The organism is Paenibacillus mesophilus, assembly GCF_005938385.1.
GTDB lineage: Bacteria > Bacillota > Bacilli > Paenibacillales > NBRC-103111 > Paenibacillus_AB > Paenibacillus_AB mesophilus.
On sequence record NZ_VCRA01000033.1, the window covers coordinates 1 to 17,253 of the forward strand.

Genomic DNA, 17,253 nt, shown 5'->3' on the forward strand with positions numbered 1-17,253 from the left:
TTACAGGCAGGTTGCCTACGTGTTACTCACCCGTCCGCCGCTAGGCCCGAAGGCCTCGCTCGACTTGCATGTATTAGGCACGCCGCCAGCGTTCGTCCTGAGCCAGGATCAAACTCTCCAATAAGGTGTTGCTTATTAGATGAGCTGATAGCTCAATTCGTACTGACTTGTGTCGAATCTTTCGGAGTTTGCACAACCGAAAATTCGACTTGTTCGGCTTCTTGCGAAGCCTCACTTGCACGCTCGTTGTTCAGTTTTCAAGGAGCAAAATGCTTGTCCTGCTTGTCGCTGCGCCGTTTCCTTCTTGCGAGGGTTCCGAGCGGCGACTTTTTTAATATACCACATCCGGCAATTCGAATGCAAGTCTTTTTTTAAAAAGCTTTGCTTCCAGTCATTGCCGAGCCGTTTTTAGCGGCGAGAATTAATATAACAAATTTCGCCGGGCGATGCAAGCCATTCTTTTATATAAATCGTGGAAGCTGCCATTTTGAAACGTAAAAACCGCCGCCGGACGTTCATCCGGCAGCGGTTTTCAAAGCGTGCAATTATTCTCCGCCAAGCATCGTGTAGCGCAATACGATCAAAATGCTGATGATCCACAAGAGCCAATGGATCGGCGTTTTCTTGGGAGAAACCATGTTATGGATCGCGGTCAATATCGTATAAGACACGATACCGAACGAGATGCCGTTGGCGATGCTGTTCGTAAAAGGCATCAAAACGATCGTAAGGAAAGCCGGGAAAGCTTCGAGGAAATTGCCCCAGTCGATTTCCTTTACTTGCGCCATCATGAGCACGCCTACGATGATCAAAGCCGGAGCCGTCGCCGCGGACGGGACGACCAGCGCGAGCGGAGCGATGAACAGAGCGAGAAGGAACAATACGCCCGTCGTGACAGCGGTAAGACCCGTACGGCCGCCTTCCGCTACCCCACTGGAGCTTTCCACATAAGCCGTAATCGTGCTTGTGCCGAGCAGCGCGCCCGTGCTGACGCCGGCAGCGTCGACGAGCATCGCTTTACCGATGATTTTCTCGCCTTTCGCTTTATCCTTCAACAATCCGGCACGGCTAGCCGTACCTACAAGCGTGCCGAACGTATCGAACAGTTCGACGAAGGTGAAGATCAGGATGATCTCGATAATCCCGACTCCGAACGCTCCCATGATATCGAGCTTGCCGACAGCCAAATCGCTGAACGAAGGCAGCCAGCTGGAGCCGGTCAACCCTTTCAGGTTCGTTACGCCCATCGGTATGCCGATCAAGGTGCCGGCTACGATCCCGATCAGAAGCGCGGCCTTGACGCGCAGCACCATCAGCACGGCAATGATCAGCAGCGTGATCAAGGCAAGCGCCGTATCTTTATTATGTATGAAATCGCCAAGTACGATATTGAACTGATTCGAGTTCAGTATCGGCGTTTTGCTCACATCCGTACCCGGGTTGACGCTGATCATCATAATGTTGGCCAGCTTGGCCCCGATAATCGCGACGAACATTCCGATCCCGACGGTTATAGCCACTTTAAGGTTGTTGGGCACCGCGGTAACGAGCATTTGGCGCACTTTGGTCACGGTCAGGATAATAAAGACGATCCCGGAAAGAAAGACGGCCCCAAGCGCCGTTTGCCAAGTAATCTGCCCGCCCGAAGTCAATACGACCGTCATGAAATATGCGTTCAAGCCCATCCCCGGAGCGAGCGCCACCGGAATATTCGCGAAAAAGCCCATGGCCAGCGTAACGAGGCCCGCACCTACCGCCGTCGCGAAGAACACGCCTTGATTCGGAATACCCGCACCGCCTTCTCCGAGAAACAAGGTGTTGACGAACAAGATGTACGCCATCGTTACGAATGTGGTCAAACCGGCGATAATCTCGGTCCGGACCGTGGTACCGTTCTCTTTGAGCCTAAAAAGACGATCCATTTTTTTTACTATTCCTCCTAAATAAAAATTTAATTGGAATAACAAAAACGCCTATCGGGAGCAGGGCGCATGTGCGGCGGAAAAACAAAAGAACCTTAGATCATAGTCTAGGTTCCCACTCCCAGGGAATATTATGCATGTACACCTTCCCGCGTGCGGAGCAGTCCGGCGTATCGATAAATTCCCTTTTCGTAGACAGATCATTTACGGTGACCTCGTAGAGACTCTCAAGCCAATTCTTGAGATTATACGAAAACAGTATGTTATTCACCCATATTCTAAAAGCATTTATCGAGCCGTGTCAATACAAATCCGAACGTTTGCAAGAAAAAAAGGCGGTTCATTCGGGAAGTATTCGCTTACATCTAAAATAGACGAAGCTATTCCCACGAAATGGTTAATCTTTACAACGAGGGGGATCTCGACCCCCTTCTGTTTTATCTTAACCTTCTTGGCGGCGCCCGCCCGTTTCGGAGACATCTTTGCTTTGCAAAAACAGCTTCATCATGGGAGGCGTAATCAAAGTCGTGATCAACACGACGACAACAATAACCGCAAACATTTCCGTACCCAGCAAACCGGCCTCCAGCCCCATCGCCGCTATGATCAAAGCGACCTCCCCCCGCGATACCATCGCCGCGCCGATCCCGAGCGCCGGCCTCCAGCCGAAGCCCGACAGCCTTGCGCCAAATGCCGATCCGACCAGTTTCGTAGCGATCGCCACCAAACTCAGCACGACGATCAATCCCGCGTTCTGCATAATCCCCGCAAACTCCACCGTCACTCCGATCGAGGTAAAGAACACGGGAACGAACAAGGAGTAGCTTACCGTCTCGACTTTCTCGAACACCTCGTGCTTGTACGGGGTCAAACTGATCGCCAGTCCGGCAATATAAGCTCCGATAATGGCGGCAACGCCCGCATACTCGGCCATATAAGCGTACAAGAAGCAAATGATGAGAGCTGCTGAAATGACCGATTCGCTCACGCGCAGCGGTGCAAATTTTCTCATCACCCAAGGAACGGCCTTCCAAGCCAGCAGGATCGCGATTGCGAAAAAGACGACCTTTTTTACGACGACGATACCGAGGTTGACGTCGCTGCCCGCAAAGCTCATAACGAAAGCCAAAGCGATAATGACGAGGATGTCATCAATCACGGCCGCACCCAAAATCGCCGCTCCTTCCCGCGACTTCAGCTTCCCCATTTCTTTCAAAGCCTGGACGGAGATGCTTACGCTCGTGGCGGATAATAGCAGCCCGAGAAATGCAGCCTCCATGCCGCTCATCCCCGAGAGCACGCCGGTTAAATAACCGAAAGCAAAAGGGACGATAATTCCGGCGATGCCGACGTAGCCGGATGCTTTGCCCGTTCGTTTAAATTCATCGGTATCCGTCTCCAATCCGGCAATGAACATAAGCAGGATGACGCCGATTTGGCTGAGCTCCTGCAGCATGTCGGTATGGGTCACTAGGCCGAGAACAGCAGGGCCGAGCACGATGCCGATCAGCAGCTTGCCGAGGACCGACGGCTGCCCCAGCTTGACGCTGATGTCTCCGGCAATTTTGGAAGCGAGCAGGATGTGAGCGAGTTGGAGAATAAGCAAGCGGATTCCACCTTTCCGGTTCAAATTTACTATTCGCACGGCAACTTCAAAACATGCAAATAACCCCACAAGCGAAGCCTTCGCTACGATGCTTACCCAAGCACTTTGCGGGACCCCGAAATACAAAAAGAGCCGGCCACCCAAGCTGCTATGCGAACATAGCAAGGCCTTGGTGACAGGCTCCTCCGGAACTTCAGTATGCGATTAGGAGCTTTAACGAAATAACGTTCCTGATCTCTGACGACCGGGACTTGCCGGTCCACAAAGCCCCGGTCGTCAGTCAGGGCGGTAATTCCGCTAAAGTTCCTTAATTTCAGATAATAATACGTACGAAGCGGCGTCTGGTTTCAGCCCTTTGACGAATTACTCCCACTCGATTGTAGCCGGCGGCTTCGACGTAATGTCATAAACGACGCGGTTGACGTTCTCCACTTCGTTGACGATCCGATTCGAGATGCGCTCCAGCACATCGAACGGAATACGGGCCCAATCCGCGGTCATGCCGTCGATCGACGTTACGGCCCGGATCCCTACCGTATGCGAATACGTACGCCCGTCGCCCATGACGCCGACGCTCTTCATGTTCGGCAGCGCCGTGAAGTATTGCCAAATTTCGCGCTTCAAGCCGGCCTTCGCAATCTCTTCATGCAAAATGGCGTCCGATTCGCGCACGATATGCAGCTTCTCTTCCGTCACTTCGCCGAGCACGCGGATCGCGAGACCCGGCCCCGGGAATGGCTGGCGCCATACGATCTCCTCGGGCAGTCCGCATTCCTCGCCGACCTTGCGTACCTCGTCCTTGAACAGCGCCTTAAGCGGCTCGACCAGCTTGAACTTGATGTCTTCCGGCAGTCCGCCGACGTTGTGATGGGACTTGATCGTCTGGGCCGTCGCCGTCCCGCTCTCGATAATATCCGTATACAGCGTTCCTTGGGCGAGGAATTCGAAGTCGTCGAACTTGGCGGACTCCTCCTGGAATACGTAGATGAACTCGTTGCCGATAATTTTTCGCTTCTTCTCCGGATCGTCCACGCCCTTCAGCTTCGACATGAACCGTTCGCGGGCGTCGATCTTGACGACCTTCATATCGAATTTGCCGACGAAGGTATCCATGACGCTTTCGGCCTCGCCCTTGCGGAGCAAGTTGTGGTCGATAAACATACAGGTCAGCTGCGGTCCGATCGCTTTATGAATGAGAATCGCCACTACCGAGGAATCGACGCCGCCGCTGAGCGCGCACAATACTTTGCGGTCGCCGACCTGCTCGCGGATTTCGCGGATCGTATCCTCGATGAACGTCTCCATGCTCCAATCGCCGGAGCAGCCGCACACGTCGAACAGGAAGTTGCGGATCATCTCGTTGCCATACACGGAATGACGCACTTCCGGATGGAATTGGACGGCGAAAAACTTTTTGTCCGGATGGCTCATCGCCGCTACCGGCGCGTGCTCCGTGCTCGCATCGACGACGAAACCGGCCGGCAGCGCCGACACATGATCGCCATGGCTCATCCAGACCGTTTGCTTGCGGTCCAAACCTTTGACGAGGCAGCAGCCCTCGTTGAACTCGACATCGGCTTTGCCGTACTCGCGCTTGCTCGATTTGTCGACTTTGCCTTCCAATTGATAGGCCATCAGCTGCATGCCGTAGCAAATCCCCATGATCGGCAGCCCCAGCTCGTAAATTCCTGGGTCGACCTTCGGCGAATTTTCTTCGTAAACGCTGGCCGGTCCGCCCGAGAAGACGATCCCTCTCGGCGCCAGCTCCCGGATTTTGTCCACGGAAGTGTTGTAAGGAAGCAGCTCGCTGTAGACGCCCATATCGCGAATGCGGCGCGCAATCAGCTGGTTGTATTGACCCCCGAAGTCCAATACGACGATCATTTCGTTCGGCTTGCTCATAAAAGCCTCCTTGAAGCGGTTTGCGCTTCGATTTTCATTCGTTTTCAATAGAGATTATTATATAAAAGGCAGGAAGACAAGGTCAAGGGTGAAGGACATGCGGACCGTTTCGGAAATAATTGGAGGCCATTGCTATGGAGCGTTAAATCGAAAAACGGAACGAAGGCAAGCCTTGTTCCGTCTCCTTTGCATTCCTATTAGCGCACTAGCGTTCCTTGATACGCCGCCACAGCTCCTTCGCGCTTCGCTTGGCTGAACGGGGCAGCGGAGCTCCTCCGTACCGGACGGCCTCGTATTGCTTGACGAAATCGCGCAGCGCCTCGCGCTTGCCGACTTCCGCGAGCGGCAGCGATTCGACGTATTCGCGGACGGTCAACGACGGAAGCTTCCCTCCGAGCTTGCGGAACAAGGCGCTCCACAGCTTATCGAGAACACGGTAGGCGGAGGCGCGTTTGCTGTTGTAGTAGTCGTTAGGGAACGAACCGCCCTTGGAGCGGTATATGGCCCGCCGGCTCAACAGCCGGTACAACGCTAACAGAAGCAGCGGCAAGAACACCATGGCGGCGATTACCGCCGGCCAAACGGCGCTTGTCGTACTGTTCCAGCCGCGATTCTCCCATACGGAAGCTAACCGTTCTCGAGTCAGCTGCAGCCAAGCTGCGATCGATTCCGATACGTCAGCCGCGGCCGCTTTCCGCTCCTTATCCGGTTGTACGGACGTTTGAACCGCTTGGGCAAACACCGGCTCCGAAGCGGGCGCGACCGTATTTCCGGGCGTAGGATCGAACGTCATCCAGCCGCTTCCGGCAATGTAGGCCTCTACCCAGGAATGCGCGTTCAGGTTACGTACCGTGACCTGAAGCAAGCCCCCGTCGGTATTGTCCACGCCGCTCCTGCCCGTCACCTCTCCCGGAGAAAACCCCTTCACCCAGCGTGCCGGAATACCGACGGACCTCAGCATTACGACCATCGAGGTGGAGAAATAATCGCAATATCCGGCCTTGCTCTCAAATAAAAACGTGTCGGCGAAGTCGGCCGACGTCTTCGGCGGCTCGGGTACGTCAAGGCGATACGTATAGTTCGTTTTCAAAAAAGTTTCGATGGCGCCCGCTCGGCCGTAATCGTCGGTTTGGTCCATTGCGACCGTTTCCGCCAATAGACGGACCCGGGCCGGCAAACCGGACGGCAGCTGCAGCTCGGCATCGAACCTCCCGGCGCCGGTAACGGTATCGGCGGCTTCAGCAGCAATCCGAGTCGAATTACCGGCGGTTTCGACGACAGCTCCTTCGCCGTCTTCAAGCCGGGATTGTGATTCCGCTGTCGTTCCGGCCCCGGTATCTTCGCCGGCCTCAATGCCGGTTAGCGTCGACACCGTCCGCTCCCCGGAAGCTTCCGACCAGAATCGTTCTGCGGGAATGGCAACCTTCATCCTGTAGGATCGAAGCGGATCTTTGTCGTTCAGTTCCGTCAGCAAGTAAGAGCCGTAGACGTTCATAACCGAGTCCTCCGGCACCATTGTCCTCCCGCTGCGAGAGACGAGTTCCTCGACGAGCTCCACCCGACCCCCGGCAAACAATCGCCCGGTCAACGCGGGATCGACGACCGTCACCTCTTGCTCGATCGAGCGCGATGGCAGCAAGCTGGCGGATTCGTCCACGCTTCCCCCGTTCTCCCAACCCTTGCCCGTATAGAACGTCTTCGCTTCCCCCCGCCAATAGGTGAGTACTTCGGTTGAGGCCGTAAATGCGATCGTCTCGTCCTGGCGGATCGGCCCGCCGAGGACGGAATCGTCACCACCGTAACCGGTTCTGGCCGCTTTTTTGCCTCCGCCGATTTCATTGCCCGAGACATCCGTATTCCAGGAGGTTAACCGGCCGATCAGCGTATCCGTATCCAGCGGCTTCATGACGCCGCTCTTCATGTCCGGGGGCAGCCACAAGCCTGCCGCCACTACGGCGGCAAGCAGCAGCGGAACGGCCGCAAGCATGCCGATCGGCCAGCCGAACGTACGATGCCGCAGCGCAAACCGGCTTTCCAGCCGGGAAAATTGCAGCAGGCCTATTAACAAGAAGCCGAACCATACCGTGCGGATAATCGCAGTGGACGTGTTGACTCCCGGCCATAGCTGCAGACCGAGCAAGTACAGCAGCGTCGCCGCTACGAACCATAACGCCTGCTTGCGCTCCACGACGGAAGCGTATATGACATGAATCATCATCGACCAGCCGAGCAGGAACAGCATCGTCCGGTTGTCGGGGCTGATCGAAGCGAAATCCTCGTCGGCTATCGCTATCGCGTCTTTCATCGTGAGCTCCGCATAATGAAGGAGCCAGGAAGGATGGGCGAATGCGGCGGAGTCGAACACATAGGCGACAATACTCAAGCAGACGAACCCTTTGAACGGCCAACCGATCCAAGGGGACAACCTTAACCAGTCGACGGCTACGAAGAGCCCGAACGCCAGCATGAACGGACTGATCCGGTACACTCCGCTCCATTCCGACATATCGAGCAGCGGCCTAAGCCACTCCAGCAGCAGCGCGAAAAGCAGTCCCGCGGCAATTCCATCGCGGATCATCGAGCGATCAGGCGGTGACATCTTCCGCACCCCCCGGACTATAAAGGTGCGGCCGCGGCGAATGGAGCACGTCTACCCGGCAGCCGGACGATTCCAGCTGCTGCATCCAATACCGCTGCTTGTCGGCGAGCGGCGAATCGGTCTGCACGAACCAAACCGTCAGCGACCTTCGGCCGGACCGTAAAATGACCGCTGCCCGAAGGAGCGCTTCGTCGAAGCAACCCGTCACCAAAACGACCGAGCAGTCGTTCGGCCATCCAGCGGATTCGCGAAGGAGCATATCCGCTCCAGATACGTCCCCATCGGCCCGTGCCCGGCTCAGCAGCTCGAGAGCGTCCGCCATATCGGACCGGCGGGCTAACGGCAGCGACGGCCGATCGCTCCCCGTATGCAGGCTGGCGGCCGTTCCCCGCTTGGCGGTCCACTCCAGCAAGCCTGCGGCGGCCCGCACGCCCGCTTCGAACCGAGCGTCCCCGTCTTGGCCCGAGAAGCCGCCACGCGATCCGTCCAGCATAACGGCTATTTTGTCCGATTCGAACGGGTCCGCCGATTTCGTCTGCAGCAGGCCCGTTCTGGCCGTCGCTTTCCAATGGATGCGCTGCAGCGGATCTCCAGCCGTGTAGGGCCGCACCCCGGTTACGACGGACGCCGGCTCGTTCGCAAGCCTCGCGGCGACGATCAATTTGCCCGATTCCGCGGAAACGCCCCGGCGGTTCCATACAAGCGAAAGCGGCTTCGGATATACGGCAAGCTCCGCTTCCAGCGGAACGATCACCCTTTTGCGGAGCAGCCCCATCCAATCGCCCGCGTCCACCTCAACACGGATGAAGCGATAGCGTCCTCGGGCAAGCTTGTTCAGCTTATACCGGAACCGGAGAACGGAACGGAATCCGGGGAAAAGCAGCCGGCTGTGGCGGTATTCCGACCGTCCGTCGGTCCATACGTCGGAGACGATCATCCAGCCTGACGGAATCGGACCGCTCCGGCGTATCGTAACGATGACGTGAGCATCTTCCCCGGCAAAAAAACGGCTTTGCGGCAGCTGCCGTTCCGCCCGGATACGGCGTATCCCGAAACACATGGAGAAGAATGCGATACCGAGCAGCAATGCCGTTCCGTGAAACAGAAAGGAAGAGGAGTACCCGCCTCTCCATTCATGCAAGCCGAACGACGCTGCGCTGAGCGCGGCGACGGCGGCGAAATTTCCCCAGCCCCACCCTCTCATAGCAGCGACCCTCCGACTGCCGCCTGAGCCGCAGGTACGGGAATGGCCGTCAGCAGCTGCTTTACGATCGTCTCCGCCGATTTGCCGGTATATCGCGCTTCCGGCTGAAGCACCAACCGGTGAGCCATTGTCGGGACGGCCATACTTTTTATATCGTCGGGCACGACGTACGTGCGACCGGAGCAGAAGGCTTTGGCCTGCGCGGTGCGCATAAGGGCAAGCGATGCGCGAGGGCTGGCTCCCAGCGCGATATCCGGATGAGCGCGCGTAGCCGAAGTCAGACGGACGATATACTGCTTCAGCGTATCGTCCATATGGATGAGCCGCGCTTCCAGCTGGAGCCGCGCCCATTCCTCGCGGAGCAGCACCGTCTTCACATCGTCCAGCGGGCTGTGCTCCTGCATCCTTCCGAGCATCTCCACCTCGTGCTTCTCCTCCGGGTAACCGAGCCGGATTTTCAGCAGAAAACGGTCCAGCTGGGCTTCCGGGAGCGGAAACGTCCCTTCGTGCTCCACCGGGTTTTGCGTAGCGAGCAGCATGAAGGGCTCCGGCAGCCGGTACGTTTCCCCGTCCACCGTTACTTGTCGCTCTTCCATCGCTTCCAGCAATGCCGATTGCGTCTTGGGCGACGCGCGATTCATTTCGTCCGCGAGCAGTACATTGGCCATCACCGGTCCGGGGCGGAATTCGAACAATCCGGTCTTCTGGTTGTAGATCGAGACGCCGGTCACGTCGGACGGAAGCAAATCGGGGGTGCATTGGATCCGTTTGAACGAGGCCCCCACCGTTTTGGCGAGCGCGCGGACGAGCATCGTTTTGCCGACGCCCGGCACATCCTCGAGCAGCAGGTGGCCGCCACACAAAAAAGCGATAACCGCCGTCTCGATACTCTCCCGTTTGCCGACGATCGCCTTCTCTACATGATGCACGATCCGCTCTACGAATTGCTGCGGCCGATCGAACGGCAGCGGTACCCCGTGTCCTTGCGGCATAAGGAAAACCTCCCAATGAAACTTGATAGTTTCAGTTTTCCCGCCGTTCTATCGATTTAGACCTCGTTTCTAGGAGAATGGAAATAGATTTTTTTGATTGCTAGAGTAAGTCTTGAACCCGCGGAGAGATAATTGCCCCGTACCCGTCCCCCTCCGCTATGCGGACCTCCCGGCGATCGGCGTCAATCGTATAGTCGGCGATCTCGCCGCCCAGCAGTTCAACCGCCAGACGAAGCGGCACCATCAGCTTGTTGTCGATCAGGCTGATGTCGGCCAGTGCCAGCCTTTCGTCCGGCTTGCTGGGGAATGATGCGGCGATCGAACGGTTGGGAAGATCATATGCGACTTGATGCAGCCCATAGCTCGCAATCGCTTGACGGCTATTCTCCCGCCACTCTACCCGCCCTCCCATCGTTTCGACAAGCGTGCGCAGCGGCACATAAAACTTGCCGTCCCGGAACGAATATTCCGAAGGCTCGAGTGTCAACGCGGAATCGTCGAAATGAAGCCCAAGGGGCAGCAAGGCCGGCTGCGGCGTCGGCACGGCGGCGGTGGAAACGGGCAGCTCCGAAGCTCCGGACTGCGTCTCGCTCATGCCGTCCGCTTCCCGAGCGGTATCGGCTTCCCACCTCGCCGCATGCTCCCTGGCCTGGGCGAGCCTCCGGGTGAAATCGGAGAAGTCGGAGCTGCGGCTCCATTTCAGCTTGCCCAGCTGGGACTGTATCGGCTGGATATCCAGGGTAAGCGGAGCGAATTCATAGCCGTTATCCTTATAGAAGCGGATAATGTCCGGCAGAGCCTTCACGGTCTCCCCATGTCCCGAGCTGTCGTGCATTAAGACTACGACTTGGTTCGGCGCTTTTTTCGCAGTCGTCAAATTGGTGGCGTCTCTCCGTATTTCCGCTGCCGGTACCCCTTGGCGTCTCGAGTCGCCGCTGTCGACGTTCCAATCGTTGATCACGTAGCCCGCCTGCTCCAAATAATAGAAATACGATGCGTCAAAATTCGTATAGGTCCCGCCGGGAGCCCGGATGAGACGGGTGCGGACACCCGCTTTTTCCTCAAGCGTTGCTTCGGTCCGCATAATCTGTTTCCAAAATTCGTCGAAGCTCCCGTACAATTTATTGTATACGTGGTTGTACGTATGATTGCCCACCGCATGGCCTTCCCGGACGATGCGCTTCACCGTCTCGGGATATTTGTCCACATGCTCGCCAAGCACAAAAAAAGTGGCCGCCACCTGCTCGCTCTGCAAAATATTCAATACATCCGCCGTGTGGGTGCTGGGACCGTCGTCAAACGTCAAAAAGACGGTAGGCTTCGAAGGAATCTCATACCCCCGCTCGACCGGCAGCCGCCCGCCTGCTTGCAAGGCTTCGTACACGTCCCTCTCGGCCTGTCCGGAGGACAAATCGGCTGCCATCGCTTGCGTTACGGGGAGCGCGGCGAATAGAACGACCAACAGAAGCAACCATTTGAACGACAACCCGGCATACCCGATTTTTCCAAGATGACCAAGATCCCGATGCAGTCTCATCCACGTCCCTCCGACCATGTCTATCGATTAGGTGCTTGCCGATAGAGTATATGGTAGGATGCGGCGGAGTATGCCAGTGCCGGATGCTAATCCGATGAGCGGATCCGAAAGGGAAAAACCGTACCGTTGCCGATATTCAAGGCCGGCCGGAATAATGCCTCGAACCGAAAAAAGGACATCGAGGCTGAGCCTCGACATCCGGGTATTCCGCGAATCTATTTATTCGAAAGGAGCCGAACCTCGAGCGCTTGGGCTTACCCCAGCGCCTTCACCGCGGCGAGCACCGCATCCACATGTCCTTTGATCCGTATGTTGCGCCACTCTTTCGCCAGCAGGCCGTCCCGGTCGATCAGAAACGTCGACCGCTGAACCCCCATGTATTCCCGGCCGTACAGCTTCTTCAGCTTCCAGACGTCATACAGCTTGCAGACGTGCAATTCCTCATCCGACAGCAGCGGATACGGCAGCTCGTACTGCTCGGCAAATTTATGGTGCAGCTTTACCGGGTCCGGACTTATCCCGAGCACCACCGCCCCGTTTCTCCGGAATCGGCCGATCCCGTCCCGGAAGTCGCAAGCTTCCGCCGTACAGGTCGGGGTCATATCCTGGGGGTAGAAGAACAAGACGACCTTCTTGCCGGCAAACTGGCTAAGCTTCACCTTCTTGCCGGTAGACGCCGGCAAAGTAAAATCCGGCGCCGGATTTCCTAACAGCAGCTCCGACACGAACATTCCTCCTTTCCCCGCTTCAACAAAGCCGCCCTCCTCGCTTACGACCCCGCACCCCGGTAACGTTTCACGCCATAGTTCCATAACGACAAGCCGATGCTTAGGAAGACAATGCCGACAACAGGCGTCCATAGCGCGACCCAGCCCCACTCTTCCCGGTCCATGAAATAGGCGGCAGGGTAAAAGCCGACGAACCCGAACGGCGCGACGAACGTGAGAATGAATTTGATCGTTTTATTGTAAATATTGACCGGATATCTTCCATAGTTCTGGATGTTCCACATGAGCGGCAAAATTCCTGTCGGGGCGTCGGAGAAAAACGATATCGACGTCAGCGCGATATATACGCCCCCGTAAATCATGATCGCTCCCAGTGTAAACAGCACGAACATAAGCGGATCGTGCCAGGACAGCGGCAAATCGAGCTGCGCCCCGGCGTACCCCATGATGATCAGTCCGACAACGGTGCCGGAAAGCGAAGCGGGGTCCAAATTTTCCAATATAAGCTGCCACAGGTTGTAGGCGGGCCGGGTGAGCACGCGATCCATTTCCCCTTTGACAATATACCGCTCGGTAAAGCCCCACAGGTTGAAGAAGCAGCTGAATATGCCGTACGGCACCATAAAGTAGCCGTAGATGAAGACGACCTGCTCCTGAGACCAGCCGCCGAGCAACGGGGTATGCAGAAATACGACAAGGATGAAAATGAGATTCATGCCTTGAAACAGCAGGTCGGACAATACTTCGATCCAGAAATCGGAACGGTATGTCAATCTCCGCTTCAAATAATTTTTGAAATATTCGACGAACAGCGACGCGTAGAACACAAATCTCACCCCCCTTGAACGAACAGCCGACTGCGCGCCCGGCGCCACATCAACCAGATCGGCACAAGCAATAGCGCGAACCAGGCAAGCTGAACGAACAACGCCTCGTACACGGCCTGTCCGGTCACCCGTCCGGTGAAGACGGAGCCGGGCAAGTACGTGATCGCCTGGAACGGCAGCCACTGCAGCAGCGCCACCATCGCGCCCGGAAACAACGATACGGGAATGATGAGCCCGGAGAACAAGTCGACGGCGACCCGCTTCATCCGCATCATCCCTTCGTTGTTTTCCACGAAAAAGGCGAACAGTCCCGTCAAAATATTGATCTGCGAGTTGATCAGGAAGCTCATGAAAATCATCACCATAAAAATAACCCATACGGCCGGTTCGGACGGAAGCTTGACCGGAAACAGCAGCGAGGCGATGATCATGCCGGGAACCGAGAACAGCAGCAGCCGGAACAAGCCTTCCCCGAATCCCTGCATCATTTTGACGACCAAATAATTGTAAGGGCGAATGAATTGCACGGCTACACTGCCGTCGCGGATTTCGTTTGCGATCTCCCGGTCCAGATTGTTGAAGTAAAATGCCCTAGCCATCCACGAGATTGCCACGTAGGTCGTCATCTGTGCGACCGACATGCCGCCCAGCGATTCGCTCGTGCCGTATATCGCCTTCCATAAAAAGTAGTAGGCCCCGATGTTCAAAGCATAGATTAGAATACCGCTGTAATAGTTAACCCGGTAAGCGAGCATCATCATGAACCGGATACGGATCAGGTCGACGTAAGCGTTAAGCATGGCGACCCGCTCCCTGCGGTTCCGGGGAAGCTTGTCCCGCACCGTCTCCGGACCCGCTGTTGCCGTCCTTCGTTCCGTCCGGCCCGGTTCCCGGCTTGTCCGCTCCGCCTTCTGTATGCGTGGCGTGCTGTGCCTCGGCGCCGCCGTGCGCATCGGCCGAGCCCGTCTTGTAAATTTCTCTCACGATATCGTCCGTATTCGGCTCCAGTATGCTCACATCGCTGACCTCGACGGCTCCGACTACACGGCTCAGCACGACCGAGACGGGCGCGGCTTCAAACGGGACCCATACTTTCGCAGTCAGCTCATTCTCTTTCGACCAAGAGACGCCAAGCCCTTCGGTCAGCCGCTCCAAGCTATCCAACGGATGCGGATCGTGAAGCCTGAACGACAGCTCCCTGCCTTTCCCCCATCTCGTCTTCAGCTCGTCCAGGGCGCCGTCGTAAATTATTTTGCCGTCGTCGAGCATAATGACCCGGGAGCAAAGCGCTTCGATATCCTGCAAATCGTGCGTCGTAAGCAGGACGGTCGTGCCATGCTGACGGTTCATCGACTTCAGAAACTCGCGGATTTCCGTCTTCACCACGATATCGAGCCCGATGGTCGGCTCGTCCAGAAACAAAATTTCCGGATTGTGCAGCAGCGATGCCGCCAATTCGCAGCGCATCCTTTGGCCGAGACTCAGCTTGCGCACCGGGCGATTCAGCAAATCGCCCAGCTGCAGTCGATCCGTCAATTCATCCAGCCTTTTGCGATAATCCGCCTCGCTTACCCGGTACACTTTGCGAAGCAGCTGGAACGACTCGACGACTCCGATATCCCACCAGAGCTGACTGCGCTGGCCGAAGACGACTCCGATCCGCCGGACGAATCGTTCGCGTTCCTTGTACGGGACGAAGCCCCCGACTTCGATTTCTCCGGACGTCGGGACGAGGATGCCGGTAAGCATTTTGATCGTAGTGGACTTGCCCGCGCCGTTCTCGCCGATGTAGCCGCATATTTCCCCTTTCGGAATCGTGAAGCTGATGCTTTTGACCGCCTCGACCTTCGTGTATTCGCGCTTGAACAAGTCGCGAAGCGCTCCTTTTAACCCTTCCCTGCTTTTTTGCACGGAAAATTGCTTGCGCAATTGATGAACTTTTATCGCATGTGCGCCGTCTGACATATTATGTTCCCCTCCTGCATGAATCGGGCGTATCCGACAATTGCCCCTGAAAACCGGAGCTCGCCGCGAACTAGTGTATGGATACCTATTTAATGGAATTTGCGGCAGGCACAAGTGTCCGTCATTCGAGATCCGGCAAGGGTTTGACTTGCGGCCGGTATTAGACTGCACTTATAATTGGTTTGATAAGGCCGGGCGTTTTGGACAAATTAATTTTGTTGAACATTCGCGAATTATAGTGTCAATCGTCTACATGATACACGATATAGGGCGCTAAAGGAAACGTCGAACCGGGACCAAAAGGAGTTGAAGCACATGTGGCGAAAAGCGAAGTGGATCGCCTTGACCTGCACGGCGGTCATCCTCTGCGTCATCGGCTATTATGGCTATTCGTTTTATCAATTCGGCAACAACATCCAAGAGAAAAAGGACGAGCCTTTCTTCACCCAGTTCGTTCCTCAGAACACGAGTCAGACCGAAGAAGCTCCGCCGAAATGGGAAGGCAAGGAGCGCGTCAATATCCTGCTGCTCGGAGCCGATTCGCGCGGCACTTCCAAGAACGAAGTACCCCGTTCGGATACGATCATGGTCGCCTCGGTTGACCCTACGACCAAGAAAGCGTCCTTGTTCTCTATTCTGCGCGATACGTACGTGAAAATTCCCGGTCACGGCAGCGACAGGATCAATACCGCTTTCGCGATGGGCGGACCGAATCTGGCCATGAAGACGGTCGGCGATCTTCTCGGCTTGCCGATCCAGTATTACGTGTACACCGATTTTCAAGGCTTCATGGCGCTTGTGGACGCGATCGGCGGCATCGAAATCGAAGTCGAGAAAGACATGAAATACCGCGATTCGGAAGAGCCTGAGTTCGATATCAATTTGAAAAAAGGGCTGCAGCAAATGGACGGCAAAACCGCGCTGCAATACGTTCGCTTCCGGCATGACGCGCTTTCCGATTACTCGCGGACGGAGCGCCAGCGCAAGTTCATGACCGCGGTCGCCCAAGAGCTGCAAACAACCTCTTCCATTTTCCGGCTTCCTTCGATTTTGAACAAAATCGATCCGTACATTACGACCAACTTGTCCATAACCGATATGATCAAGCTTGGCTCTCTCGGCTTCGAGGTCAAGGCGCAGGGCGTCAACGGCATCCAAGTTCCTCCGTCCAGCTTGCTGGAGGAAGACCATATCGGAGGCGCATCAGTGCTGACGGTCAACACGACCAAGCTGCAAAAATATGTGAAAGAGCAGTTGGACGGCGGCACCGGCGTGGCCGATGCCGATAACGGAGATGCAGACGACCGTACCGGAACAGGCTCGACCGTCAAATCTCCCGTAGCGGAGCCGGGAACCGGCGGTTCGAAGGCGGCCAACAGCGGCGTTACTTCGAGCGGTACGAGCGGTTCCAAAGCAGCGGGTACGAGCACCGGTTCGACCGGAACGAAATCCGCTGCCGGATCGAACGGGACATCGACGGGGACCAAGACCGGGTCCGGTACTTCCGCCGGGACATCAACGGGGACCAAGACCGACGCCGGCACTTCCGCCGGGACATCGTCAGGAACCAAGACCGGGTCCGGCACTTCTGCTGGGACATCGACAGGAACGAAGACCGGGTCCGGCACTTCGGCCGGGACATCGACGGGGACTAAGACCGACGCCGGTACTTCCGTTGGGACATCGACAGGGACGAAGACCGGGTCCGGGACGTCGGCCGGGACATCGACGGGGACTAAGACCGACGCCGGTACTTCCGCCGGGACATCAACGGGGACTAAGACCGACGCCGGGACTTCCGCCGGGACATCGACAGGGGCGAAGACCGACGCCGGGACTTCCACTGGGACATCGACAGGGACAAAGACCGGGTCCGGTACGTCGGCCGGGACATCTACGGGGACGAAGACCGACGCCGGTACCTCCACTGGGACATCGACAGGGACGAAGACCGGGTCCGGCACGTCGGCC

General features: G+C 56.6%; 11 protein-coding genes, 1 rRNA gene, 1 pseudogene and 1 riboswitch. Of the genes and pseudogenes, 1 reads left to right on the top strand and 12 read right to left on the bottom strand.

Going from position 1 to position 17,253, the window contains the following annotated elements:
• The 12 genes from FE783_RS32115 to FE783_RS32170 all read right to left on the bottom strand — a co-directional run.
• Positions 1–124, bottom strand: a 16S ribosomal RNA gene (locus FE783_RS32115); the annotation flags it as partial.
• A 421-nt stretch (positions 125–545) separates the two neighbouring features.
• Positions 546–1,922, bottom strand: coding sequence for an NCS2 family permease (locus tag FE783_RS32120; RefSeq protein WP_138883496.1), 1,377 nt, complete (start codon positions 1,920–1,922; stop codon positions 546–548).
• A 172-nt stretch (positions 1,923–2,094) separates the two neighbouring features.
• Positions 2,095–2,195: riboswitch (purine riboswitch) on the bottom strand.
• Positions 2,196–2,364: 169 nt separating this feature from the next.
• Complete coding sequence (locus FE783_RS32125; protein WP_138883497.1) at positions 2,365–3,528, bottom strand: cation:proton antiporter; 1,164 nt, start codon at positions 3,526–3,528, stop codon at positions 2,365–2,367.
• A gap of 363 nt (positions 3,529–3,891) precedes the next feature.
• Positions 3,892–5,430 carry a glutamine-hydrolyzing GMP synthase gene (guaA, locus tag FE783_RS32130; RefSeq protein ID WP_138883498.1) on the bottom strand — a complete coding sequence of 513 codons (1,539 nt, stop codon included), beginning with the start codon at positions 5,428–5,430 and terminating at the stop codon, positions 3,892–3,894.
• Between the two features lie 205 nt (positions 5,431–5,635).
• Positions 5,636–8,029: a DUF4129 domain-containing transglutaminase family protein gene (locus FE783_RS32135; protein ID WP_138883499.1), complete on the bottom strand. Its 2,394-nt coding sequence runs from the start codon at positions 8,027–8,029 to the stop codon at positions 5,636–5,638.
• Positions 8,016–9,233, bottom strand: coding sequence for a DUF58 domain-containing protein (locus FE783_RS32140; RefSeq protein WP_138883500.1), 1,218 nt, complete (start codon positions 9,231–9,233; stop codon positions 8,016–8,018). Before FE783_RS32140 ends, FE783_RS32135 begins: the two co-directional genes overlap by 14 nt.
• Positions 9,230–10,225 carry an AAA family ATPase gene (locus tag FE783_RS32145; protein WP_138883501.1) on the bottom strand — a complete coding sequence of 332 codons (996 nt, stop codon included), beginning with the start codon at positions 10,223–10,225 and terminating at the stop codon, positions 9,230–9,232. Before FE783_RS32145 ends, FE783_RS32140 begins: the two co-directional genes overlap by 4 nt.
• A 100-nt stretch (positions 10,226–10,325) precedes the next feature.
• Positions 10,326–11,762 (bottom strand): polysaccharide deacetylase family protein, encoded by a 1,437-nt coding sequence (locus FE783_RS32150; protein ID WP_138883502.1) that lies wholly within the window; start codon positions 11,760–11,762, stop codon positions 10,326–10,328.
• Positions 11,763–12,016: 254 nt separating this feature from the next.
• A complete protein-coding gene (bcp, locus tag FE783_RS32155) occupies positions 12,017–12,478 on the bottom strand; it encodes a thioredoxin-dependent thiol peroxidase (RefSeq protein ID WP_420799788.1) in 462 nt (153 codons plus the stop codon).
• A 53-nt stretch (positions 12,479–12,531) separates the two neighbouring features.
• The gene (locus tag FE783_RS32160) at positions 12,532–13,317 is read right to left on the bottom strand and encodes an ABC transporter permease (RefSeq protein ID WP_138883504.1); all 786 of its coding nucleotides are present in this window, start codon (positions 13,315–13,317) and stop codon (positions 12,532–12,534) included.
• Between the two features lie 5 nt (positions 13,318–13,322).
• A complete protein-coding gene (locus FE783_RS32165; RefSeq protein ID WP_138883505.1) occupies positions 13,323–14,117 on the bottom strand; it encodes an ABC transporter permease in 795 nt (264 codons plus the stop codon).
• Entirely contained in the window at positions 14,110–15,282 is a 1,173-nt protein-coding gene (locus FE783_RS32170) for an ABC transporter ATP-binding protein (protein WP_138883506.1), read from the bottom strand. Before FE783_RS32170 ends, FE783_RS32165 begins: the two co-directional genes overlap by 8 nt.
• Positions 15,283–15,597: 315 nt before the next feature.
• Between FE783_RS32170 and FE783_RS38480 the strand changes: the two are divergent.
• Positions 15,598–16,683 (top strand): annotated as a pseudogene (locus FE783_RS38480) (LCP family protein); the annotation flags it as partial.
• Positions 16,684–17,253 lie beyond the last annotated feature (570 nt).